This window comes from Bradyrhizobium sp. SZCCHNS3016, from assembly GCF_032484535.1.
GTDB lineage: Bacteria > Pseudomonadota > Alphaproteobacteria > Rhizobiales > Xanthobacteraceae > Bradyrhizobium.
Map to the genome: position 1 here is coordinate 300157 of NZ_JAUETE010000007.1, position 24063 is coordinate 324219.

19 protein-coding genes and 1 pseudogene are annotated in these 24063 nt (G+C 63.4%); 9 read left to right on the plus strand and 11 right to left on the minus strand.

Annotated features, from left to right (window positions below; genetic code table 11):
• Positions 1-3: 3 nt before the first annotated feature.
• The 4 genes from QW881_RS16245 to QW881_RS16260 form a co-directional block, all read right to left on the minus strand.
• On the minus strand, positions 4-1620 hold the full coding sequence (locus QW881_RS16245) for an ABC transporter substrate-binding protein (RefSeq protein WP_315756599.1): 1617 nt from the start codon (positions 1618-1620) through the stop codon (positions 4-6).
• 276 nt (positions 1621-1896) lie between these two features.
• Entirely contained in the window at positions 1897-3507 is a 1611-nt protein-coding gene (locus tag QW881_RS16250) for an ATP-binding protein (protein WP_315756598.1), read from the minus strand.
• A complete protein-coding gene (locus tag QW881_RS16255) occupies positions 3504-4205 on the minus strand; it encodes a response regulator transcription factor (RefSeq protein WP_315756597.1) in 702 nt (233 codons plus the stop codon). Before QW881_RS16255 ends, QW881_RS16250 begins: the two co-directional genes overlap by 4 nt.
• Before the next feature lie 23 nt (positions 4206-4228).
• Positions 4229-5701 (minus strand): DUF4173 domain-containing protein, encoded by a 1473-nt coding sequence (locus QW881_RS16260; RefSeq protein ID WP_315756596.1) that lies wholly within the window; start codon positions 5699-5701, stop codon positions 4229-4231.
• A gap of 210 nt (positions 5702-5911) precedes the next feature.
• Here QW881_RS16260 and QW881_RS16265 point away from each other — a divergent pair, with 210 nt between their 5' ends.
• The gene (locus QW881_RS16265) at positions 5912-7273 is read left to right on the plus strand and encodes a glycoside hydrolase family 3 N-terminal domain-containing protein (RefSeq protein ID WP_315756595.1); all 1362 of its coding nucleotides are present in this window, start codon (positions 5912-5914) and stop codon (positions 7271-7273) included.
• A gap of 20 nt (positions 7274-7293) precedes the next feature.
• Here QW881_RS16265 and QW881_RS16270 read toward each other — a convergent pair whose 3' ends face one another.
• Positions 7294-7581 (minus strand): hypothetical protein, encoded by a 288-nt coding sequence (locus QW881_RS16270; RefSeq protein WP_315738073.1) that lies wholly within the window; start codon positions 7579-7581, stop codon positions 7294-7296.
• Between the two features lie 289 nt (positions 7582-7870).
• Between QW881_RS16270 and QW881_RS16275 the strand changes: the two genes are divergently transcribed.
• The gene (locus tag QW881_RS16275) at positions 7871-8065 is read left to right on the plus strand and encodes a hypothetical protein (protein ID WP_315756594.1); all 195 of its coding nucleotides are present in this window, start codon (positions 7871-7873) and stop codon (positions 8063-8065) included.
• A gap of 103 nt (positions 8066-8168) precedes the next feature.
• Here the strand turns inward: QW881_RS16275 and QW881_RS16280 are convergent, their stop codons facing one another.
• Positions 8169-8753 (minus strand): hypothetical protein, encoded by a 585-nt coding sequence (locus tag QW881_RS16280; protein WP_315756593.1) that lies wholly within the window; start codon positions 8751-8753, stop codon positions 8169-8171.
• Between QW881_RS16280 and QW881_RS16285 the strand changes: the two genes are divergently transcribed.
• Entirely contained in the window at positions 8746-9306 is a 561-nt protein-coding gene (locus QW881_RS16285) for a type 1 glutamine amidotransferase domain-containing protein (RefSeq protein WP_315756592.1), read from the plus strand. The genes QW881_RS16280 and QW881_RS16285 overlap by 8 nt on opposite strands.
• Positions 9307-9572: 266 nt before the next feature.
• Complete coding sequence (locus QW881_RS16290; protein ID WP_315756591.1) at positions 9573-11858, plus strand: FdhF/YdeP family oxidoreductase; 2286 nt, start codon at positions 9573-9575, stop codon at positions 11856-11858.
• A gap of 14 nt (positions 11859-11872) precedes the next feature.
• Here QW881_RS16290 and QW881_RS16295 read toward each other — a convergent pair whose 3' ends face one another.
• The gene (locus QW881_RS16295) at positions 11873-13366 is read right to left on the minus strand and encodes an HWE histidine kinase domain-containing protein (RefSeq protein WP_315756764.1); all 1494 of its coding nucleotides are present in this window, start codon (positions 13364-13366) and stop codon (positions 11873-11875) included.
• Between the two features lie 13 nt (positions 13367-13379).
• Entirely contained in the window at positions 13380-19559 is a 6180-nt protein-coding gene (locus QW881_RS16300) for a HAMP domain-containing protein (protein ID WP_315756763.1), read from the minus strand.
• 647 nt (positions 19560-20206) lie between these two features.
• Between QW881_RS16300 and QW881_RS16305 the strand changes: the two genes are divergently transcribed.
• Complete coding sequence (locus QW881_RS16305) at positions 20207-20398, plus strand: hypothetical protein (protein WP_315756590.1); 192 nt, start codon at positions 20207-20209, stop codon at positions 20396-20398.
• A 24-nt stretch (positions 20399-20422) separates the two neighbouring features.
• Entirely contained in the window at positions 20423-20554 is a 132-nt protein-coding gene (locus tag QW881_RS16310) for a hypothetical protein (protein ID WP_315756589.1), read from the plus strand.
• Between the two features lie 10 nt (positions 20555-20564).
• On the opposite strand, the pseudogene QW881_RS16315 reads toward QW881_RS16310, so the two are convergent.
• A pseudogene (locus QW881_RS16315) lies at positions 20565-21009 on the minus strand (SDR family oxidoreductase); the annotation flags it as partial.
• Positions 21010-21191: 182 nt separating this feature from the next.
• On the opposite strand from QW881_RS16315, the gene QW881_RS16320 reads away from it, so the two are divergent.
• Together QW881_RS16320 and QW881_RS16325 are read left to right on the plus strand one after the other, a co-directional pair.
• Positions 21192-21356: a hypothetical protein gene (locus QW881_RS16320; RefSeq protein WP_315759710.1), complete on the plus strand. Its 165-nt coding sequence runs from the start codon at positions 21192-21194 to the stop codon at positions 21354-21356.
• 72 nt (positions 21357-21428) lie between these two features.
• The gene (locus QW881_RS16325) at positions 21429-21797 is read left to right on the plus strand and encodes a PRC-barrel domain-containing protein (RefSeq protein ID WP_315738064.1); all 369 of its coding nucleotides are present in this window, start codon (positions 21429-21431) and stop codon (positions 21795-21797) included.
• An 85-nt stretch (positions 21798-21882) separates the two neighbouring features.
• Here the strand turns inward: QW881_RS16325 and QW881_RS16330 are convergent, their stop codons facing one another.
• Positions 21883-22158 (minus strand): hypothetical protein, encoded by a 276-nt coding sequence (locus QW881_RS16330; RefSeq protein ID WP_315738063.1) that lies wholly within the window; start codon positions 22156-22158, stop codon positions 21883-21885.
• A 265-nt stretch (positions 22159-22423) separates the two neighbouring features.
• Positions 22424-22579 (minus strand): hypothetical protein, encoded by a 156-nt coding sequence (locus QW881_RS16335; protein WP_315738062.1) that lies wholly within the window; start codon positions 22577-22579, stop codon positions 22424-22426.
• A gap of 1128 nt (positions 22580-23707) precedes the next feature.
• On the opposite strand from QW881_RS16335, the gene QW881_RS16340 reads away from it, so the two are divergent.
• Positions 23708-24019 carry an acyltransferase gene (locus QW881_RS16340; protein WP_315759709.1) on the plus strand — a complete coding sequence of 104 codons (312 nt, stop codon included), beginning with the start codon at positions 23708-23710 and terminating at the stop codon, positions 24017-24019.
• Positions 24020-24063: the final 44 nt, after the last annotated feature.

Consider the following 24063-nt stretch of genomic DNA (forward strand, 5'->3'; position numbering starts at 1 on the left):
GGCTCAGGCGGAAAGCCACAGATCGTGCCAGCTCGACGATCCCCAGCGCGGCGTGTTCGAGTGGTTGCGCGCCTTGGCCGTGATCACGGTGACGAAGATCTGCTCGATCGGCATCCACACCGGCAGCTCGGTATTGGCCTCGCGCACGAAATCGGCATAGAGCGCCTTGCGCTTGGCCGGATCGACCTCGGTCGCCGCGTCATCGATGATCTTGTCGACCTTGGCGTCGTCCCACCCCCACTGGTTGGTCCACGGCGCGCCCTTGGGCTGCCCGGAGCGGTACCAGACCGTGGTCGAGACGGCCGGATCGTTGCGATACTGGTGCCAGCCGGTCGCGAGATCGAAGGCGTGCTCGTCATAGACCTGCTTGAGGAAACCGCCGCCATCGTTGCGCACGATCTCGATCGCGATGCCGACCTCGCCCAGCGATTGCTGGAGGAAGGTCGACCACAGCGAGATGTCCTCGCCCCATGGCGCGGGCAGCAGCCGCAGCGAGAAGCGGGTGCCGCCGGCGCCGGGCTTGTAGCCCGCCTCGTCCAAGAGCGCTGCCGCCTTGGCCTTGTCGTAGGGATATTGCGGCGTATTAGCGCCGGGGTAGAAGTCGGTCGAGGTCGACGGGATCGGGCCGGTGCCCAGCTTGGCGAAATCGCCGAGGAAGTTCTCGATGAAGAAGGGAACGTTGATCGCATGCGCGATGGCGCGGCGGACCCTGACATCCGCCAGCTCCTTGCGGCGGACGTTGAACTCGAGCGTGTTGGTGCGCGCGTTGCCCTCGTTGCCCTTCGTCGAGACGATGAAGCGCTTGTCCTTGCCGAGCCGCGCCATGTCGGAGATGGTCAGGCCAGAGAACGGGCTGTAGTGCAACTCGCCGGCCTCCATCTGCGCGGCTGCGGCGGCGCGGTCAGTGATCACTTTCCACACGATGCGATCGAGGTAGGGCGCGTTCGGCCGCCAATAATCGGTGTTGCGCTCGGCCATGATGTATTGCCCGCGCTCGTACTTCACGAACTTGAACGGACCGGTGCCGACGGGGGCGAGGTTGGCGGGGTTCTGCCGGATGTCGCCGCTCTCATAGATGTGCTTGGCCGAGATGTAGCCGAGATCGGGTAGCGCGCGCAGGAGCAGGTTGAGCGGCATCGGCCGCTCGTAGCGGAAGATCGCGGTCTGCGGATCCGGGGTGTCGACCGCTGTCAGGAACAGCTGCAAGGTCGATCCGTAGTTGAGGATCTTCTTCCACATGTTCATCGCGGTGAAGGCGACGTCCTCCGACGTGAATGGCTTGCCGTCATGCCAGGTGATGCCCTTGCGCAGCTTGAAAGCGACGGTCTTGCCATCCGGCGTCGCCTCCCAGCTCTCGGCAAGCACGCCGACCGGCTGGCCCTTGGCATCGAGGTCGACGAGGTTCTCCTGGATCTTGCCTCCGATGATGTAGACGCCGGTCGATGCCTGGAGGCTCGGGTTGAGCTGGCGCTGCTCGGCGCCGTAATGCACGTTGAATACGCCGCCTTTGCGCGGGGTCTCCTGGGCGAAGGCCCGGAATGGATTGACCACGTTCGCGGCGATGGCGGCGGAGGTCAGGAGGGCGGTCCGGCGGCTGATCTCGAAACGGCTCGAATTCATCAAGGTCTCCCGAAGGCCAAGCGGGGACGCTGGCCGATGGTGCAATCGCGGCGAAGATTACGCGGATCGCGGGTCCAAGTCATTTGCGAATTGCGATGCAGATCTGCGGCATTCTCGGCCGGTCCATGCAGCCGGCGGCACCGTGGCATACATTGCTCGTATACAAACGAATGGGAGAAGATCTTCGCCGACGGGGACTTGAATGAGGTGGGGATTGCCGGCTGCCACGAACCGACCGGAGGCAACTCTGACGCGGCGCCAATAGACTGCGCTATCTCAGGTCGACGTCATGGGGCCTTCGATCGGCAGCCGCAGCTCGAACGCAACACCGTTGTCGCCCGGCCGCAGCGAGATCTCGCCGCCATGGCTTGCCATGATGGCGCGCACGATCGACAGCCCCATGCCGGTACCGCCGCTGTCGCGCCGGGTCGTGAAGAAGGCATCGAAGATGCGGTCGCGGTTCTCCGGCGAGATCGGATCGCCGTCATTGCTGGCGATGACGATCAGCATCTCCTTGCTCTCCTCGGCCGCGAGGCGGATGCGCCGGGCGCCATGCCGGACGGCGTTGTCAACGAGATGCGTGAGCACGATCAGCACGGTCTCGTTCGGGAGCGTGGTGCTGCGCTCGACCGGGCCGGACGTCTCGATGACAGTCGAGGGGAAACGCGCTCGCAGCGTGCTGACGGCCTCGGCTATGCTACCGGCCTCGACCGTCGACACCGTCTCCGCCCGTGCCAGCTCGCGCAAGCGTTGGGCCAGCGCCGCGAGGCGGTCGGCGTCGCCAAGGATGTTGGTGAGGAATTTCTCCTGCTCGGCGCGTGTCAAGGTCTCGGAAGGGCTGGCCAGAGAGTCGAGCAGCAGCTCGGCTGCGCCCTTGATCGAGGTCAGCGGCGATTTGAGCTCGTGCGTCAGATGCGCGGAAAAGCTCCGGATGTAGTTGGAGCGTTGGGCCAGTTGCTCGGCCATGGCGAAGAAGTGCTCGGCGAGCTCCGCGAAGTCGCGGGTGCCGTAATGGGCGAGCGGGCGGAAACCGCCGGGATCGTTGCGTCCGATCCTGCCGGCGCGATCGACCAGCTCGCGCATCGGCCGTGTGATCGTGCGTGCCACGATGAGGCCAACCAGCAGCGTCGTGAGGACAATGGCGGAGCCTGCGGCAACGAACTTGCCGCGCTCTTGATAAAGATGCTCGAAGATGTTGCGGGGCGTCCGCGAGGTGTAGATGACGCCGGCGACGCGATCGTTGACGACCACCGGCATGGCCGAGAAGACATGAACGCCGACGCCGCGGCTGATCGAATAGATCGGTGGCGGCGTCTTGTCGGGGATACGAATGCGGAGTGCAGCGCTGTAGCGTCCCTTCAGCGCGACGGCCACTTCATCGACATGGGCGAGTGACTTGCCCATTTCATCGCGGCCGGCGATCACGACGCCTTGCGGATCGAGCACACGGAATCCGGCCAAGGTGACCTTCTGCGTCTCCCTGACGATCGGAAGCAACCGCGCGCCGATCGCGACATAGGCGGGATCCGCAGGATGGATCGCGTCGCGGGCGTCCGGGCGGCGGACGAACAGATCGTTGGCCAGCAGATCGAGCAGGGGACGGATGGGTGTCACCTCGTCTGCGGATTCGGGGCGTGCCTCGGGCGGGACTTCGGCGCCGAGCGGAAGGCCAGCGGCAAGGCGCGCGGACACCTCCTCGGCAAAGACCGCCGCGAGCACACGGCTCTGCGCGATCAGCTCCGCCTGTGTCTGACGGATCAGCTGGTTGTCGTAGATGCGAAAGAAGAACAGCCCGACCAGGGGCAGGGTGGCGACCAGTGCCAGCACGCCGAAGACGATCTGTCCCAGCGACGGACGCCATTTCGCCTTGGGCTTGGGCGCGATCATGGGGCGCCGCAGCGGCCGAGCCGGAAGCCCACGCCATGGACGGTCTCGATCGCGTCCTCGCAATGCGCGGCTGCGAGCTTCGCTCTGATGTTGCGGATGTGGCTGTCGATCGTTCGGTCGGAGACCTGGATGTTGAGCTGATAGGCGGCGGTCATGATCTGCTCGCGACTGAAAACGACTGCAGGACGCGTCATCAGCGTGCGCAGGATGCTGAACTCCAGCGCTGTGAGCGTCAGCGGCGTATCGCCGAAGCGCGCCAGATGCTGCTGCGGGTCGAGACGAAGCCTGCCGTGCGCCAGCTCCTCCGGTTCGAGCGAACGATCCGCAGCACCGGAGTTGACCCGGCGGAGAATGACGTTGACTCGGGCAACGAGCTCGCGCGGGCTGAACGGCTTGGTCACGTAGTCGTCGCCGCCGATCTCGAGCCCGAGAATGCGGTCAATCTCCTCGTCGCGTGCCGACAGGAACAGGATCGGCACCTGCGAGGTCCGGCGGATGCGCCGGCAGACTTCGAGCCCGTCGAACTCCGGCATGCCGACGTCGAGCACGATGAGGTCGGGCCGGTCCTCGGCGAAACTGACCAGCGCGGCCCGACCGTCGGCCGCCTCCGTCACCGCCATGCCGGCCTTGCTCACGGCGACACGCAGAACCTCGCGGATGTGCGCGTCATCGTCGACAATGAGGATTCGGGGGGACACGGCCAGGGCTCCGCGGCGAGGCATCAACTGGGATTCTGCGTTAGAGGATGTCTATCGAGATAGCGCTGCAAGCGCCAGCCGCGATAACTCCAGGATCGCCACGACGCCATTTCGGCCACCTGCTGGTCCAGCAGCCGGTTGTGGATCCGGGGCAGACCGGCGTCCTGCGGCAACAGCAACATGGCCCGCCGCACGGCCGGCAGGGCTGGGGTACCGAGGCTGGAGAGATAGTCCCTATCGATGGCAGAGCCGCTGCGTCCTGCCTCACGGCTGTTGGTCACGTTGTAGTCGGCGATCAGCCCGTTGAAATTGACCAGCGCGCAGCCGTAGAGCGTCGCCGCGAGCGCAAGCAGGTTCATGCGCACGAGCCATGCATTGGGCTTCTCCAGAATGATCCGCGCCATGATCAGGATCAGTCCCACGGCGACCAGCGCCATCCATATCAGAGCTGCGATGCGCCACTGCGTCAGGAGATAGCTCTCGATATAGATGTGGACCCGCTGAATCGAGGATACGACCAGCATCACGTTCTGTCCGACCCAGAGATAGACGAGCGAGCGGATGAGCCGCGACCCCTCCTGTCCCGAGCGGACGGCGGCGATGACAAAGGCGGCCGCCAGAAGTGCCGTAGCGATCAGCGGGTAGGCGCCTCGGTGGGCGTAGGTCGCGTAAGTCATTCCGTTGGGAAGCGCCGCATGTCCCCACAGATAGACGCCATCCAGGGCGGTCTGGATCGCAAACAGCAGGTTGAACAGAATCAAGGAGCGGACGACGGTCTGCTGGTTGAGGAGGGGGCTGACGACCGACGGCGCCTGGTCGCCATCGAGATCGATCGGAGGACGTTGCGTCTTGCCTCGTTGGCGCCAGCGCAAGTTGATGAATGGCCAGATCAGGGACACCATCAGGAGCCAGAAGATGGGACGGCCTACGCTCAGGCTCGACGCAATGTGCTGAGGATGCAGTTCGTCGAGCCATTGCTCGATGACGGGATTGGCTGCCGCGAACAGGAGAATGAAGACGAGGCTGAGGGCGAGGGGGATGCTCCAGGTCAGCACGATGCGTGCAAAATCGTTGGCACGAAGCGTGGCCAAAGTATCGGGGATCAGTTGGAACGGTCCGATCAGAAGAAGTTGCCGTGCTGCGCTCAGCGGCACGAGAAGTCCTTCGGCGGCCGGATCTGTCGACAGGGCGACGGCCGATATCGTCCCAAGGACGACGATCAATACCGACAACGTCGTCAGGTCATCGATCGCGGGCAACAGGCCTGCAACGAGGACGATATTCGCAAGAATCGCGCGCGGACGGTGGATCCGGTCGTGATTGGCGAGGAGGCTGGCTGCGAAGAGCGCTGCCGCAAAGATCGGGAAGGAGAGGCCTAGCGTCTGGTCGTAAAGCAGGATGTCGGCGAGCCCGAGCAGGCCGATCGCGATGATGAACCTGTGCCACATGGACTCAGATGCCTCTGGGGAAGCCGTCAGCTCGGCGGAGCCTTTCATTGAAGTAGTCCTTGGTTGAGTCACGACTCGGTCGGCAGCCCCCGCCGATGAAGCGAGCATGACCCCCGCGCGTGCAGCGGTGCCGGAGACGGTCTGCAGCATTTCAGGATTTGTTTGCAGATTTCGTGCAGACGCGATTCCACATCTGGCGCAGGGGAAGCGTGATTGTTACGCAATGGTTGTCTTTCCCTGGGATGATCGGCTGCACACATGCTCGGACGTATCAGGACCGCGGTTCTCTGGCTTCTCGCTCTGCTCTTCATTTTCGTCACGCTGAACAGCAACGAGCCCTATCTGGTTCGGCTGCGGGGCAGTGGCCACGCGGCCCTGCTTTTCATAGGACTTGCCGTTCCGCTGCTACTGATGCTCGGCGGTCGGTGGCGGCGGGATGCCGCCGGACGCGCTCTCGTCGTGGCATGGTGTGTTCCGCTGATCATGCTGACGTCGACGCAGTTCATGTTTGCTTGGCGCAAGTACGAGACGTTCCGCACGCCCCCGGACGTGGCGCATCTGCTCGGCCGGCATTTCATCGTCGGCTACACGGCCGTGGACGACGCCGCCGCGCTGGCGCGACAGGGATTGATCGCGGGCGTCTATGTGACACACCACAACGTACGTGGCCGGACCGAGCCTCAATTGCGCGCCGAGATCGCGCGATTGCAGGCCGAGCGCCGGAGCGCCGGGCTGTCGCCCCTGCTGGTTGCGGCGGATCAGGAGGGAGGCACTGTCGCACACCTGTCTCCGACCCTGCCGAACATGCCCGGCCTCGCGACGCTGGCCGATCTGCCGGGCTCTCGCCGCGCGCAGGATGCGTTCGCGATGGGACGTACCCAAGGTGAGGCGCTCGCGGCTGCGGGCATCACCTTCAATCTGGCTCCTGTCGTCGACCTTCGCCCGAGTTGGACGCGCAACCGACTGGACTTCCACACCTTGATCGGCCGGCGCGCGATCTCCAACGATCCCACGGTGGTCGGCGACATCGCGCTTGGTTATGTCCGCGGCCTGGAAGCAAGCGGTGTTCGCGCGGCGGTGAAGCATTTCCCTGGCCTGGGGCGCGTCGCAGCGGACACGCATCACTTCTCAGCACAGCTCGACACGGCAGTCGATGTGTTGGAACAGTCGGATTGGCGGCCGTTCCGACAAGTGCTGCAGGGCTCGCACGCGGCAATGATGGTCGGTCACGTGATGGTCGATGCGATCGATCCAGAGCGGCCTGCCTCACATTCCAAGGCCGTGCTCGATGGCCTCATTCGCGGCCGCTGGAACTATCAGGGCGTGATCGTGACGGATGATCTGGTCATGGGGGCGGTCTATGGCAATGATCTGTGCAAAGCCGTTGTGGAAGCGCTCAATGGCGGCGCCGATCTCTTGCTGGTGGCTTATGACGGGACCCAGTTCCATCGCGTGCTTGCTTGCGCCAAGGAGGCTCTGGCGGAAGGACGCATCGATCTCGATGCACTCCGGAGGAGCGATGAGCGGCTGAGGCGCTGGGGGCCTGAGGACAATCCGTCCGAGCCTTCGACCATCTCGACGGTTCGGGTGGAAGGCGTGCGTCGGAATGTCGTCGACTGACTCGCAGCAGGAGCCCACACTCAGCGCGGGCCGTTGCCCGTCCAGTTGCGCCAGGCGACGTTGGAGAGGCTACGCAGGTCGGTCGCCAGCGGGCGTCGCGTCTGCTTATCGTGCTGGGCAATGACCTGCTCGGACTCACGAATCTTGAGCTGGAGCTCAGCGACTTGCCGCTTGGTCAGTTCCAGCGCTTTCCCGTCGGCGCTCTCGCCGACGGTGAACCGGGCCGTCTCGATCTGCTTCAAGACCGCACGATTCTTTTTGAGCTGGGCGCGATGCCAGGCAACCTTGCTGTCACTGTCCGCAACCATGGTGCACTCCCGCGAAATGCCGCGAAGACTAAACAACCAGGTCTTGATTCGCGACGGCTCCAGGCCGGCATCGGCAACATGGGAATACCATTTGTCGATCTGTTGTCCTGATTACTTGGGGCACGAACGCTCCAGTCCCCCGCGAGCGTCTCGATCTCATTGATCAGTTCGGATGCCCCCGCCTGTGGAATGGCTTGCGTAAGTTCATGATTTGTTCTAGATTGCGGCGATGCTTGCCTATGGGTGTTCCATGCGCGATCTGTGTTGGGTCCGAGACGAGATCGATCGAATGCGTCTACAGGTCGGGCGGCAGCGTCGTGAAATCTTGCAACTGCGGCGAGCCGGAGTGGCGACAGTCGCGGCCGAGGCGCTGTTGCAGCGCATGCTGGAAACTCTCGAGCGGCTGCGGCAGCAGCGCGAGCAGCTCAAGGTGGAGCAGGCGAGCCTGCAGCCTCGCAAGCAGCGGGGCGCCCGGCACGCATGAGATGCTGGCGGCGTTGGGAGCATCGCGGAGCGATGCCAGTCATCTGGAGCCAGAGCGAAAAACGGACCCTCCGGACGCGAGGGCTCTGACCGGCCGATGTGCGTCAGCGGTTCGATGCTTGCGACAGGTCGTTGTTCGGCGCGCCCGAGCCGACTTCATCCTGATCCGTTGCACCCTGGCTGGGGTGTGCGGAGCCCTGCGACTTCCTGTTGGCTGCCGTCGTTGGCGCTGGTTCGGAGGTACGAGCCTCGGGCAAGACGATGTCCGGCGGCACGGTCATGAGCTCTTCCGCGGTAGCCTCGCACGATTTGATCTCGAAATTGTTGTCCAGGATCTTTTCGCCGTGCGTGCCGAGCGTGATGAGATCAGCCTGTTCCGCAGCCTCCCAGACCTCGCGCTCGGTACGAAACGGACGGGTCAGCTGTTCGTCATTCTCAAACAATGCGTAGGGCACGAGCGCCTCCAGATTGCGATCCATCGAGGCAGCGATGCCGCGCTGCTCAAAGCCGGCCGTCCATTCGAGGCAGGCACGTCCAGACAAACTGCTGCAGGTGCTGGCTGGTTCCACGCAGGAGAGTGCCGATCCGATCGACCAGTTGTGACGATCCGTCCGGCCCGCCCGGCGGAACATGGACGCAAGCGCGAGGTTGCCCGCGGTGTCGAATTTCCAGGAGAATTCAATGGACATCAAGGGAAAGAAGATCGCGATCCTCGCGACCAACGGGTTCGAACAATCCGAGCTCGAAGTGCCGCGCGATCGCCTCAAGCAGGCGGGCGCGACCGTCGAGATCATCTCGCTCGCGCCGGGCGAGATCAAGGGCTGGGATGACAAGGATTGGGGACGGTCCGTCAAGGTCGACAAGACTTTGGACCAGGCTTCTGCTGCGGACTACGACGCCATCGTGCTGCCCGGCGGCCAGATCAATCCGGATCTGCTGCGTCTGGAGCCGAAGGCACTGCGATTCATCAAGGAGATCTTCGAAGCCAAGAAGATCGTTGCGGCGGTCTGTCATGCGCCGTGGCTCCTGATCGAGACAGGAATTGCCAAGGGGCGCAAGATGACGTCCTACAAATCGATCAAGACGGACGTCGCCAATGCCGGTGCGCAGTGGCAGGACGCGGAGGTCGTGGTCGATGAGGGCGTGATCACGTCGCGTAATCCCAGCGATCTGGAAGCCTTCAGCGCCAAGATCATCGAAGCGGTCAAGGAAGGCCGCCATCTCAAACGCAATGCGGCCTGAGTCCGCAGCGATCGGGGCGCGGGGACGGGCCCAGCGTCCGAAGGTGTTCGGACGCTGGGCCGCAGTCCACACGGAGCGCCTCCAGCGCGATGGGGGAACGCCGCCAGAGGCCCAGAAATGACGCGCGGCGGGCCGGGTCGTTCCCAATTCCGCCCCCGATCGCACATTGGCCAGTGGTCGACGGCCTCGCAACGTTCGGTGAGACGTCGGAACTTCGCTGCTCATCCCGGGTTTGCCGCTCTTGAACGGGCCGCGGGAGATGTGTCGTGAGTGAGAAAGCAAAAATCGAGGACTACAAGGCTCCGGCTGGCGGTTGGGGATCGGTGCGCGCGGTCGCGAGCATCCTGACGCAGGAGGAGGTCACGCTGCTCGGCAGCGAGATCCTGCTCAAACAGAACAAGCCAGGCGGCTTCATGTGCGTCAGCTGCTCCTGGGCCAAGCCGGCAAAGCCGCACCCGTTCGAATTCTGCGAGAATGGCGCCAAGGCGACCGCTTGGGAAATCACCGGCAAGACAGTCGGACCGGAGTTCTTTGCTAGGCACACGCTAGCTGAGTTGCGGACCTGGTCGGATCATCAGCTGGAAGAGCAAGGGCGTCTTGCTCATCCCCTGCGCTACGATGCTGCGGCGGATCGCTATGTCGCCGTGAGCTGGGAGGAGGTCTTTCGTGACGTCGGCGCGGAGTTGAACAATCTCGATCCGCATTCGGTCGTGATGTACACCTCGGGCCGGGCTTCGCTCGAGACCAGCTACATGTATCAGTTGTTCGGCCGCATGTACGGCACCAACAATTTTCCCGACAGCTCCAACATGTGCCACGAATCCACATCAGTGGCTCTGCCGGAGGTGATTGGCGTCCCCGTCGGTACGGTGCTCCTTGAGGATTTCGACAAGGCGGATTGCTTCTTCTTCTTCGGCCAGAACACGACGACCAACTCGCCGCGCATGCTGCATCCGTTGCAGAAGGCGGCACAACGCGGCGTGCCCATCATTACGTTCAATCCGCTGCGGGAGCGTGGGCTGGAGCGCTTCACCAATCCGCAAAATCCCATTCAAATGGTGCTGACCGGGGGAACGCGGATCAGCACGCAGTATCATCAGCTGCGCATTGGCGGCGATGGTGCGGCGCTACTCGGATTGTGCAAGGCCGTGATCGAGGCGGATGATGCCGCGGTCGCGACCAAGAGCCCGCGCGTGCTCGATGTCGCCTTCATCGAGCAGCACACGTCCGGCTTCGAAGCTTTCGCAACTTGCTGTCGGCAGGCATCGTGGAGCGATATCGAACGCTCCTCCGGCCTCACGCGCAGCGCTATTCTGGAGGCCGCCAAGGTCTACGCAGGCTCACACGCCGTCATAGCCAACTATGGGATGGGAATTACCCAGCATCGCCATGGCGTCGAGACAGCCAAGATGATCGTGAATCTGCTGCTATTGCGCGGCAACATCGGGAAGCCCGGGGCGGGTATCTCGCCTGTCCGCGGCCATTCCAACGTGCAGGGGCAGCGTACCGTGGGAATCTCGGAGAAGACCAAGCTCGTGCCGCTCGACAAGCTGGCCGAGCTCTATTCTTTCGAGCCGCCGCGCTGGGACGGTCTCAGCACGGTCGATGCCTGCCAGGGCATCATCAAGGGCGATGTGAAGGGCTTCGTCAGCCTCGGCGGCAATTTCCTGCGCGCCGTTCCGGAACGTTCGCTGATGGAGCCGGCATGGTCGAAGCTGCGGCTGTCGGTGCAGATCGCAACCAAGCTCAATCGCAGTCACCTCGTTCCAGGCGAGGTGACCTATCTGTTGCCGTGCCTCGGCCGCATCGAAATCGACCGGCAGGCGGGCGGAGAGCAGGCGGTCTCGATGGAGGACTCCACTACCTGCATTCACGGCTCGCGCGGCCAGCGCCAGCCGGTCGCCGAGACCCTGTTGTCCGAACCAGCCATTGTCGCCGGTCTCGCCAAGGCCACCCTGAAGCCAAATCCGCGAGTCGACTGGGATGCCTGGGTCGGCAACTACGCGCGCGTCAGAGATGCCATCGAGCGCACCTATCCCGACCAGTTCAAGGACTTCAACAAGCGCCTGTTTCAGCCCGGCGGCTTTCCGCGGCCCATTGGCGCCCGCGAACGCAAATGGAAGACATCGACCGGCAAGGCGAACTTCACTGTGCCCAAGGCGGCACTCAATCCGCCGGAGGAAGGCAATGGCGTGTACCAGTTGATGACCTTGCGCGCCGACGGCCAGTTCAACACCACCATCTACAACGAGGACGACCGATTTCGCGGCGTCACGGGTGGCCGTCAGATCGTTTTCATGAACGCGAGCGACATGGCTGATCTGGGCATCAAGCAGGGCGAACTGGTTCGGCTTTCGACCGAGGCCGATGACGGCGTGGCGCGCTCGCTGGGCGGGCTCCAGGCAGTGGCGTTCGACATTCCGCGCTACAGCGTCGCGGCCTACTACCCCGAATGCAACGGATTGATTCCGCTATGGCACTACGCGGAGGGGAGCAAGGTGCCCGCCGCCAAGTCGATCCCGGTCCGGATCTCGCGCGACATGGCCGCCTGAGCCGTCCGGAGCGGTCAGCCGGCAGCCCGTTGTCGTGCGTCGCCCGGCGCCACCGTTGCGCAAGGGCTTGTGATCTCCGGCGGGGTCGCGCCGGGGCGGAGCGGGACGACCAGCCGGCACACCAATCCTTCGGGACGCCAGTCGAACGAGGCGCGCCCACCGAGCTGGCTTTCCACACTGGCCATCAGGCTGCGCGTGCCGAAGCCGCGCGAGGTCGGCGCGCGCACCAAGGGACCGCCGGTTTCAATCCAGATCAGATCCAGGCGCTCATTCTCGATGGTCCATTTGAGTGAGAGATGCCCGGAGCGGACCGACAGCGCGCCGTATTTGGCCGAGTTTGTCACCAGCTCGTGCAGCGCCAGCGCCAGCGTCTGCGCGGTCGCCGGCTCGAGTTGCAGCTCGGCGCCGTCGAAGGCGACCTGGCCGCCAGTCGCATAGGGCGCGAGTTCTTCGGCCACCAGCCTGCTTATCTTCGCACCTTCCCAGCTTGATAGCGAGAGGATGGTGTGTACGCGGGCCAGCGCGCTGATGCGCCCCTCTACCGCGTCGACATAGGTCTTCACGCTGTCGGCTTTTGTCAGGCGAACGATCGACTGGGCCAAGGTCAGCGCATTCTTGGCGCGATGATCGACCTCGCGGGTCAGCAGGTTCTGGCGTTCCTCGGCGCGTTTGCGCTCGGTGATGTCGATCGTGACCCCGCTGACGCGGATCACGCGACCGGTCCTGTCGGTTGTCGCTGCGGCCGTTCCGACGCACCAGCGTTCTTCGCCATCGGGCCGGTTGATCCGGAACTCAGCCTCATACGATGTCGTGCCTCGGCTGAATTCCCCGACCACCTGGCGGGCACGCTCGGCATCCTCCCGGTGCAGGAGCGCCATGATGTTCACGGTGTTCAGCTCGAAGCTCTGAGGCGAGACGCCGAAGATACGGTACTGGCCCTCGTCCCACATCCAATCGCCATTGACACCGTCCCAGTCCCACGAGCCCATCCTGCCGGCCGCGATCGCCATGCTCCGACGCTGCTCGCTCTCGACGAGCTTTGCTGTCGATCGCTCAAGCTCGGCCGTGCGGGCCCGTACCCGGTCCTCCAGCTCAAGGTTGAGATGTTCCAGCTCGCGTGTCTTGCGATAGAGCTCGGCAAAAACCTTGATCTTGGCGCGCAGCACCTCCGGCACGACGGGAACCGGTACGTAGTCGACGGCGCCCATCTCATAGCCACGAAGGCGATCGAAGTCGCTCACCTGGATGGCGGAGATGAAGATGATCGCAATCTTCTGGAACCTCGGATGCTCACGGATCATTTGCGCCAGTTCGAAGCCGTCGAGCTCGGGCATGCAGACGTCGACGAGGATCACCGCGATCTCGTTCTTCAACAGAATTTCGAGCGCCTCGCGCCCGGAGGTGGCGACTACGAGTTTCTCGCCGAGTTCCTTCAGGATGACCTCGTAAGCCAGCAGCTTCGCCGGCTGATCGTCGACCAGGAGGATGTTGACCTTCGCATGTTCCATCATGATGAACCGTTCAGCGGTGCAGCCACATGCGGATCGCAAGGAGCAGCTGCTCGGTGTTGACGGGTTTTGCCAGATAATCGGAGGCGCCAGCTTCGAGACACTTCTCGCGGTCTCCCTTCATGGCTTTCGCGGTCAACGCGATGATGGGGAGCCGGACGAAGGCGGGATTCTGCCTAATGACGCCGATCGTCTGGTAACCATCCATCTGCGGCATCATGATGTCCATGAGGACGATCGCGATCGCGGGATTGCTCTGCACCAGGTCGATCGCTTCGCTTCCGGTGGTGGCCGTCAGCACTTTCATGCCGCGGCGTTCCAGCACGCTGGAGAGAGCAAAGATGTTGCGGGCGTCGTCGTCGACCAGAAGCACCGTCTTGCCGATCAGATCTTCGTCGGAACTGTTCAGCTTCTCGAGCATGCGCTGCTTCTCGAGCGGCAGTTCCGTAATCACACGGTGCAAGAACAACGACGTCTCGTCGAGCAGCCGCTCCGGCGACTCGACGCCCTTGACGACGATGCTGCGCGCCATCGTATGCAGTTCCGCATCCTCCTCGGCCGACAATTCCCGCCCGGTGAAGACGACCACCGGAACGCTCGACAAAAAATCGTCGGAGCGCAATTGATCGAGTACGTCGAACCCGCTCATGTCGGGCAGCCGCAGATCGAGAACCACGCAATCGCACGGCGCGCTGCGCAGCGTCTCGAGCGCCGAAGCTCCCGTATCCGCCGCGATGATCTCGATGTCGTCGTGATCCAACAGCTGGCGGATGCTGAGTTGCTCGGCCGCGTTGTCCTCGACGATCAGCAGCCGCTTGCGTCGCGGCTTGGCGTATTCCTTGATCTGCGACAGGGCCGCGCTGACGCCTTCCGTTGTCGTGGGCTTGCTGACAAAGGAGAAGGCGCCACGCGCCAAAGCGTGCTGGCGGTCTTCGTCGAGCGTGATGATCTGCACCGGGATGTGCCGCGTCAGCGGATTGTGCTTGAGCTGGCTCAGAACGGTCCAGCCGAGCATGTCCGGCAGGAAGACGTCGAGAGAGATCGCGGCCGGTTGATACTGCTTGGCGAGGTCCAGCGCCTCGGCGCCGCGGCCGGCGATCAGGACCTTGAAGCCCTTGTCGCGCGCAAGGTCGATCAGGACGCGCGCGTAGTGTGGATCGTCCTCGACCACGAGCAGGATCGTATCGCCGGGTTCGAGATCGAGACGATCGTCCGGCGGGGGCTCGATCCCGCGCTCCGGCGCGGCCGCTTGCTGTAGGGCTGGGGGTTGAACGTAGGGAACGGGCGACGCCGCACTGACGCGCGGCGTCGTTGCGGGACCTGAATATTTGAGCGGCAGATAGAGCGTGAAGGTGCTGCCCTTGCCGGGTGCGCTCTTGAGATGGATCTCGCCGCCCAGGAGGTTGGCGAGCTCGCGGCTGATCGCGAGCCCGAGGCCGGTGCCACCATATTTGCGGCTCGTGCCGGCATCCGCCTGCTGGAACGCCTCGAAGATCAGCTTCTGCTTGTCTTGCGGAATGCCGATGCCGGTGTCCGAGACTTCGAACGCGATCACGGCCGGCGCAGTGTTGAGCACCGGATGTTCTGCGCTCCATCCGCCGAGCGCCGCAGATACCTTCAAGCGCACCCCTCCTTCAGAGGTGAACTTGAAGGCGTTCGAGAGCAGATTCTTCAACACCTGCTGCAGGCGCTTGGAATCCGTGACGATGCTACGCGCAAGGTTCGGGTCGACGTCGATGTTGAAGGCGAGCAGGCGATTTTCCGCCTCGTGGCGGAACGGACGTCCCACGGTCTCCAGGAGGTTGGTGGTGAGGATCTCCTCGGCATCGACCGTCACGGTGCCGGACTCGATCTTGGAGAGATCGAGGATGTCGCTGATCAGATTGAGCAGATCGGTGCCGGCGCCATGGATGGTGCGGGCGAACTCGACCTGCTTGAGGGTGAGATTGCCGTCCGGATTCTCGGTCAGTTGCTGGCCGAGGATCAGGATGCTGTTGAGCGGCGTGCGCAGCTCGTGCGACATGTTGGCGAGGAACTCGGACTTGTACTTGGATGTCAGCGCGAGCTCGGTCGCCTTTTCCTCGAGCGCGCGGCGGGCCTGCTCGATCTCCTGGTTCTTGCGCTCGACCTCGACGTTGCGCTCGGCGAGCTGTTGCGCCTTCTGCTCGAGCTGCTCGTTGGTCTGTTGCAGCTCGCGCTGCTGGGTCTGAAGCTCCGCGGCGAGCTGCTGCGACTGCTTCAACAGCCCTTCGGTCTGCATCGTGGCTTCGATCGAATTGAGCACGATACCGATGGAGTCGGTGAGCTGCTCGAGGAACGTCATCTGCGACGTCGTGAACAAACTAAGCGACGCCAGCTCGATCACCGCCTTGACCTGGTTCTCGAACAACACCGGCAGCACCACGAGGTTCTTCGGGACGGCGCGGAGCAGGGCGGAGCCCACGGGGATGACGTCGGATGGAATCTCGGAGACGAGCCGCTGTCGCTTGTCGATTGCGCATTGTCCGATCAGCCCCTCGCCGAACTGGACGTGCGTCCGGTGAGGATAGATGCCGTCATCGGCGTATGAGGCAAGCAGGCGCAGCTGTGGGGTGGACTCGGTCTCGACCTGGTAGATCACACCGCGGTGGGCGTTCACCAGCGGCGTCAGCTCGGTCAGCAGCAGGCGGCCGACGGTGGTCAGGTCGCGCTGGCCCTGCAGCATGTTGGTGAACTTGGCCAGGTTGGTCTTGAGCCAGTCCTGCTCCGTGTTGAGGTCGGTGGTGAGCCTCAGATTGGTGATCATCGTATTGATGTTGTCTTTGAGCTCGGACACCTCGCCGCGGGCATCGACCTGGATGGAGCGGGTGAGATCGCCCTTGGTCACGGCCGTCGCGACCTCGGCGATGGCGCGCACCTGGGATGTCAGGTTGGCCGCGAGCAGGTTGACGTTGCCGGTCAGATCCTTCCACGTGCCGGCCGCGCCGGGCACGTTGGCCTGGCCGCCGAGCCGGCCCTCGACGCCGACCTCGCGGGCAACGCTCGTCACCTGGTCGGCGAAGGTCGCCAGCGTCTCCGTCATGTTGTTGATGGTTTCGGCGAGCGCTGCGACCTCGCCCTTCGATTTGACCGTGAGGTTCTGCTTGAGATCGCCATTGGCGACGGCGGTCACGACCTTGACGATGCCGCGGACCTGCTCGGTCAGATTCGCGGCCATGAAGTTCACGGTATCGGTGAGGTCCTTCCAGGTACCGGCAACGCCCGGCACCTGCGCCTGTCCGCCGAGCTTGCCCTCGGTGCCGACCTCGCGTGCCACGCGCGTCACCTCGCCGGCGAAGGCGTTGAGCTGATCGACCATGGTGTTGATGGTGTTCTTCAGCTCGAGGATCTCGCCCTTCACGTCGACGGTGATCTTGCGCGACAGGTCGCCGCGCGCCACGGCGGTGGTCACCTCGGCGATGTTGCGGACCTGCGTGGTCAGGTTGGCGGCGAGCAGATTGACGTTGTCGGTCAGGTCCTTCCACGTGCCGCCGACACCGGGCACAACGGCCTGGCCGCCCAACCGGCCCTCGGTGCCGACCTCGCGCGCGACGCGCGTCACTTCGGCCGCGAACGAGCGCAACTGCTCCACCATCGTGTTCAGGGTATCCTTGAGCAGCAGGATCTCGCCGCGCACGTCGACGGTGATCTTTTTCGACAGGTCGCCGCCGGCGATCGCGGTCGCGACCTCGGCGATGTTGCGCACCTGGGCCGTCAGGTTCGAGGCCATGAAGTTGACGCTGTCGGTCAAATCCTTCCAGGTGCCCGCGACTTCCGGCACCTCGGCCTGGCCGCCCAACTTGCCTTCGGTGCCGACCTCGCGCGCCACGCGCGTCACTTCGGAGGCGAAGGCGTTGAGCTGATCGACCATAGTGTTGATGGTGTTCTTCAGCTCGAGGATCTCGCCCTTCACGTCGACGGTGATCTTGCGCGACAGGTCGCCGCGCGCCACGGCCGTGGTCACCTCGGCGATGTTGCGGACCTGAGCCGTCAGATTGCCGGCCATCGAGTTGACGCTGTCGGTGAGATCCTTCCAGGTGCCGGCGACGCCGGGCACGTTGGCCTGGCCGCCGAGCCGGCCCTCGGTGCCGACCTCGCGCGCGACGCGCGTCACCTCGCCCGCGAAGCGGTTGAGCTGATCGACCATCGTGTTCAGCGTCTCTTTGAGGCTCAGTATCTCGCCGCGCACGTCGACGGTGATCTTGCGCGACAGGTCGCCTCCGGCGATCGCCGTTGCCACCTCGGCGATGTTGCGCACCTGCGCCGTCAAATTGCCGGCCATCGAGTTGACGCTGTCGGTGAGATCCTTCCAGGTGCCGGCGACGCCGGGCACCTCGGCCTGTCCGCCGAGCTTGCCGTCCGTGCCGACCTCGCGCGCCACGCGCGTCACTTCGCCGGCGAAGGCGTTGAGCTGGTCCACCATCGTGTTCAACGTCTCCTTCAGCTGAAGGATCTCGCCGGAGACGTTGACCGTGATCTTCTTCGACAGGTCGCCCTTGGCGACGGCGGTGGCGACCTCCGCGATGTTGCGGACCTGGCCTGTTAGGTTCGAGGCCATCGAGTTGACGCTGTCGGTCAGGTCCTTCCAGGTGCCCGCGACTCCGCGCACCATGGCCTGCCCGCCGAGCTTGCCCTCGGTGCCGACCTCGCGGGCGACGCGGGTCACCTCGCCGGCGAACGCGTTGAGCTGGTCGACCATCGTGTTGATGGTGTCCTTCAGCTCCAGGATCTCGCCGCGCACGTCGACGGTGATCTTCTTCGACAGGTCGCCATTGGCGACGGCGGTCGTCACTTCCGCGATGTTGCGGACCTGCGCCGTCAGGTTCGACGCCATCGAGTTGACGCTCTCGGTGAGATCCTTCCAGGTGCCGGCGACGCCGAGCACGTTGGCCTGGCCGCCGAGCCGACCGTCGGTGCCCACCTCGCGCGCCACGCGCGTGACCTCGCCGGCGAACGCATTGAGCTGGTCGACCATTGTGTTCAGCGTTTCCTTCAGCTGAAGGATCTCGCCGGAGACGTTGACCGTGATCTTTTTCGACAGGTCGCCGCTGGCGATGGCTGTGGCGACGTCGGCGATGTTGCGGACCTGTGCCGTCAGGTTCGACGCCATGAAGTTCACGTTGTCGGTCAAATCCTTCCAGGTGCCGGCAACGCCGGGCACCTGCGCCTGGCCGCCGAGCTTGCCCTCGGTGCCGACCTCGCGCGCCACGCGCGTCACCTCGGATGCGAAGGCGTTGAGCTGGTCGACCATCGTGTTGATGGTGTCCTTCAGCTCCAGGATCTCGCCGCGCACGTCGACCGTGATCTTGCGTGACAGGTCACCGCGGGCGACCGCCGTGGTGACGTTGGCGATGTTGCGGACCTGAGCGGTGAGGTTGCCGCACATCGCGTTGACGGAGTCGGTGAGGTCCTTCCAGGTGCCGGCAACGCCGGGAACGATGGCCTGACCTCCGAGCTTGCCGTCGGTGCCGACCTCGCGCGCCACACGCGTCACCTCCGACGCGAACGACCTGAGCTGATCGACCATCGTGTTGATGGCTTCCTTCAGCTGCAGGATCTCGCCACGAACGTCGACCGTGATCTTCTTCGACAGGTCGCCATTGGCGACCGCGATCGTCACCTCCGCGATGTTGCGGACCTGGCCGGTGAGATTGTTGGCCATGGAGTTGACGCTCTCGGTCAGGTCCTTCCAGACGCCCGTGACTTCGGGAACCTGGGCCTGGCCGCCGAGCTTGCCCTCGGTGCCGACCTCGCGCGCCACGCGGGTCACTTCGGACGTGAAGACGCTGAGCTGCTTGATCATCGTGTTGACGATGGTCGCCGACTGCAGGAACTCGCCGCCCAGAGGCCGGCCATCGACGTCCAGTTTCACGGTCTGCAGGAGGTCGCCTTGGGCCACGGCGGCGACCGCGCGAGTCACCTCGCGGGTGGGCCATAGAAGATCGTCGATCAACGTGTTGATCGAGCTCTCCATATCCGCCCATGAGCCGCTGGCGATGCCGAACCGCACGCGCTGGCGCGTCTTTCCCTCCCGTCCCACGACCTGGCCGACGCGCTCGAGCTGCTGCGCCATCCGCTCGTTGGCTGCAATGATCTCGTTGAACGTGTCAGCGATCTTGCCGTCGATACCGAGATAGTCGCCGTTCATGCGCACGGAGAAATCTCCGGAACGCATAGCCTGGAGGACGCGGAGCAGATCCTGGCTGGCATCGGCCGCCTCGGCTCCGTTGCCTTGACGGCCAAACCCTTGGCGCTGGGGCATCGGACCGACAGCAGAATCGAGATCGCTCATCAAGTTCCCCGTGGCAGACCGTCTACCAGCAAAAATCCGAGACTCGGATAGCCGGCGGCCATAGAAGCCGCCGCAACTACTCAAATCAAGCCAGGATGCCGATTTCCAAGGCTGATGGAACCGGCCTTTACTGGCGCGAGTGCTTCAACTCCACTCCAGGAAAAGGGTTCCCATGTATTCGTCGCTGACGAAGGAGGCGATTTCCATTGGAACGGGGAAAGGGGGCGTGCCTCATTCGAGTAAGAGGAGAACCCGCCTCAAGTTCGCTGTTGCTGCTGTCTTGATGCCTCCGAACGGGACTAGCAATGGAAACCACGGCAGAGACGGGGATGCCGGAAGCAATGGCGCCGAGATGCCGACGGATCCGAAGATCCCGAGACGCCTAAGAATGCAGGCCCTTCACGACAGTGTCGCGTCACTTCTGAGCAGGGCCCGCGCTGCAACGTGCGCCATGTTCCACCAGCCCAGAGCGAACATTAATATCGTGTAACAGAGTTGCGGCGGTCCGCCGTGGCTCCCAGCTGATTGAGATGAAACGATCGGATCTTTTCAGAGAGAACGCAGACAACTGTCTCCAACTCGCGGAGCGCGCCGACGGAGAGCCGGCGTTCCGGCGCTATCGACGCATGGCCCAAGGCTGGAAAGCGCTCGCGCTCCAGCAGGATTGGCTCGATGGCGAAATCGCACCGCTCGGCGAGTTCCGGACCGCGCTACGCGAGTAACCAATCTGGATGGAGGAGCGTCCCATGACCCCCCGCACCGTTCTCATTGCGCTGCTGACGGCTTTCAGCCTGGCCTCGGCCGTCGCCGCGTTCACGACGATTCGTCAGGTGCATACGGAAGCGTATTCGCTGCCGCAGCCCATCACCCACATCTGAACCAGCGGCAGCCGAACTTCTCCATCTTCTCCATCGTGGCCCCGCCGGAGACCTGAAGCGGCGTCCAGATCGGCCCGGGCGCGACGGCGTTCACGCGCGGTCCGAGCTGCTTGGCCAACGACTTCACATGGTTCATGGTCGCCGCCTTTGTTTGCGCATAGTCGTAGAGATCCGCAGAGCCATCATAGGCTTGCTCGGACAAGGTGCCGATGATGACCGATCCCGGCTTCAGATGGGGCAGGGCGGCCTTGATGATCCAGAACGGGGCATAGATATTGGTTTTCATCGTCGCGTCGAAATCTTCGGACGAGACATCCAGGGTCGACTGACGCGTCTGCTGCCGCGCGGGTGTTATTGACGACAATGTCGAGTCCGCCGAGTGCTTCGACGGTCTGTTGCACCAGCCGCCGGCAGAACGTCTCCTCGATGGACGTGGTCAACAGCCTGAGATCGCCAACGTTTCGTTTGGATCGCTCAAAGCACCGTGTTGCGCCAGATGCGCGGTCGGCTCTGCGGCCTGTTGGCTCAAGGAGGGAACGAACAGGCGCGGCCCGCGTCGTTTCGATCGAATCGCAGCGGCGTCAGCGCTATCCAATCCGGCGCCCTTCGTGGATCACCAACCAAGGAGAGCCATCCGATGGCGCAGCAAGGCCAAGAAATCGTCAGGACAGGACGCGGTGAGGATCAGCCCGCCGACAAGGAGCGTGCGCAGCAGATTCATAAGACCACATCTCCGGATGCTCCGTCCCGCGAGGCGACACGTCATCCCGAGCAGGACGGTAACCCGTCGGAGGCCGACTGAGAGCGCTTCAGGCTCTTGGGAACGGCCGGTGACGGCCGAACGTTATCGATCCACTCGCACCGGGAGGACCACATGACGTCGATGCTCGATGAACGCGAATATGGCAACCTGATTGGAAGCGACAAGGTCGAAGGCACGGCCGTTTATGGCGCCGACGACACCAAGATCGGCACCATCGAACGCGTGATGATCGACAAGCTGAGCGGGCGGGTCTCGTATGCCGTCCTGGGCTTCGGCGGTTTCCTCGGGCTTGGGAATGATCACTACCCGTTGCCCTGGCAATCCCTGAAGTACGACACGCGACTCGGCGGATACGTTACCGGCGTGACCGAGAACCAACTGCGAGGCGCGCCGAAATATTCCGACGAGCGTGAGTGGGACTGGGGGGATGCCGGGGCGGGGCGCAAGGTCGACGACTATTACGGCGTCCAACTCGCGTAGGACCGCCGATCCCGTTCATTGCCCTGACGAGGCTTGCTGACGAACGTGGCGTGTAGCGGCCATCGTCAGCGATCTCCGATGAATCTCAAGCGGCCGGCGGCTGAGCGCCGCTTTCGGCCGCCGATCCAGCCATCATGCTGCGGCGGCTCGACAGCCAGATCGGGATCTCGCGGTAGCAGGTGCCTTTTTCATTCATCTCCGCGACCGTCCACCGGCTCGGATGCCGTTCCTTGCCTACGAAGACCCAGTCGTCGGCGGCGGGCGGCGGCTCATTCGGCCTCGTCCTCAGCCATGCCGAACGGGCTCCTTTCGGCAAGCGATCCTGCTTCATCTGATAGAGATCATATACTGGTGAACGCATGACGCTACTCGTCCTCAAGCAACCGCAATCCTCAACACCCTCAGCGTGTCGCGTCGTCGCGGCGGAATTGTGGGAGCGGCGCGGCCAGGCTGTGCAAAAGCACGATCAAGCCTGCAATGGACGGCATCTGCCATATTCTTCGCGTGGCGCGTATCACTTCGAAAAGGCGACGCGCGGGGCCGTTCAATAACCCCGCGAGCCCGGACCGACGCCGATTGCGTCCGGCAATGAAGAGCCGCCGGCCTCGACCGGCAGACTGATCAAATCAGAAGAAGGCGTAGCTGAGATCGAGACCGTAGGTGGCGTGGAGAATGAAGCCAAACGCAGTGGCGCCGCAGAGCATCAGGATCGTGCGCAGCTTCTCGGAGTCGATACGGGTCTCTTCGAGATGGGTCGGGAGAGCCTTGATGAGTGTTGTCATTGTGGGACCTCTGTACGCGAAACGAAGACGGAGAGTGAGTTTTGAAAAGTATATCCGAGGTTGTTAGATCCCGTTTCTGGGGAGGTGGTTTTTGTAGGGCCCCAGAAGAGTTCTAATTGTGAAAGAGGAACCCAGCATCGTGCAGTTTTTGGGGCAAAGTTGCGGAAAGTAAATGATCAGTAAATTAAATCTGAGGTTGATATTAGTTGCGTGCAGTATTGTTGCACGTTTTGGCTGTTGAAAGAAGTTGCCAGGTTGCGGAGACGCGGCGTCGCACGCTTTTAAGCTAAATTCCTTCAGGGAAGCGGTTTAGACGCGCTCAGCCTGCGCGGGCCGGTGCCGATAAGCACTGTCCGAGGTACGACGCCAATGCGGTTGCAAAAGCAACTCGAAGTATAGAGGCAGCCCACCTCGACCTCGGCCGATTTGTGGCGAGGTGTTAACGGCTATGGCGATGTCGCCACTCGCTCGCCAGCTTCTTTGGCATGACTGGTATCATGTGAGTGGTGACGACGGAAGGCGGTCGCTGAAATCTCGCGGGTGGGTGTGCTCATCAAACAACAGCCGCACAATCATCGAGCGTGGATCCCGCGTGCGTCTCGCGTCGAGCCTAGTTGAGGCGTCAGCGTGGCAGGCGTTTCGTGGATGATGATCGAGGGAGTACGCGCGGCACGTCTGGCTGCGTGACGACAGCGCGTTGCTAGGCCGGAGCAATCAAGGCGGAGGGCTGGTCAGTCACCGACACGAGCGGTCCTCGTGTCGAAAGCTGCGTCGGGCGGGGACGCGCTGGCGCAGTGAATGATCCGGCTTGCCGGCATGTTGGCCTTGACGGTGCTGCCATTCTCTCTTGCGCGTCGGGCTTCCAATCACCGCCTCGAAGTCAGCACCGGGATCGGGACCGAGTGCGAGTTCTCTTGATGCTCGCGGGATGCACCCCCGCAGGCGAATGGCCTCCCGCTGGGCCTGCGATCCGTCGGCGTCCCCACGCGGCGGGACCGTGGGATAGTGCGGCAATTCGGATACACCAACCAAGAACGGTATTTCCGTGTGTTTCGGAGCGTTGCAATCCATTTGCGGACATGTCAGCAGGTAACTCGTTAGGGCGAACGGCCCGCCCAGGCTACCAGCATGACGCGCACAAGGGTTTTGGAATACCGGCCGGACATCGATTGGCTGCGCGCCGTAGCCGTGATTTCGGTCATTGGATTTCATTTCGAGTTGCCAGGCTTTGGCGGCGGGTTTGTCGGCGTCGATATCTTCTTCGTCATCTCCGGTTATGTGATCTCCCGGCTCATCTGGACCGGCATTCAATCCAATTCGTTTTCGTTCATCGCCTTCTACGAACGAAGGGCGCGGCGCCTGCTTCCAGCGCTCTACCTGATGATTGTCGTCACCGGGATAGTCGCGTTGACCTTGCCCCCAAGTTTTATCCAGATCTGAGTTCGTTCGGGCGGTTTGATGTGCCCATCTGGGCGGTCGTAGCG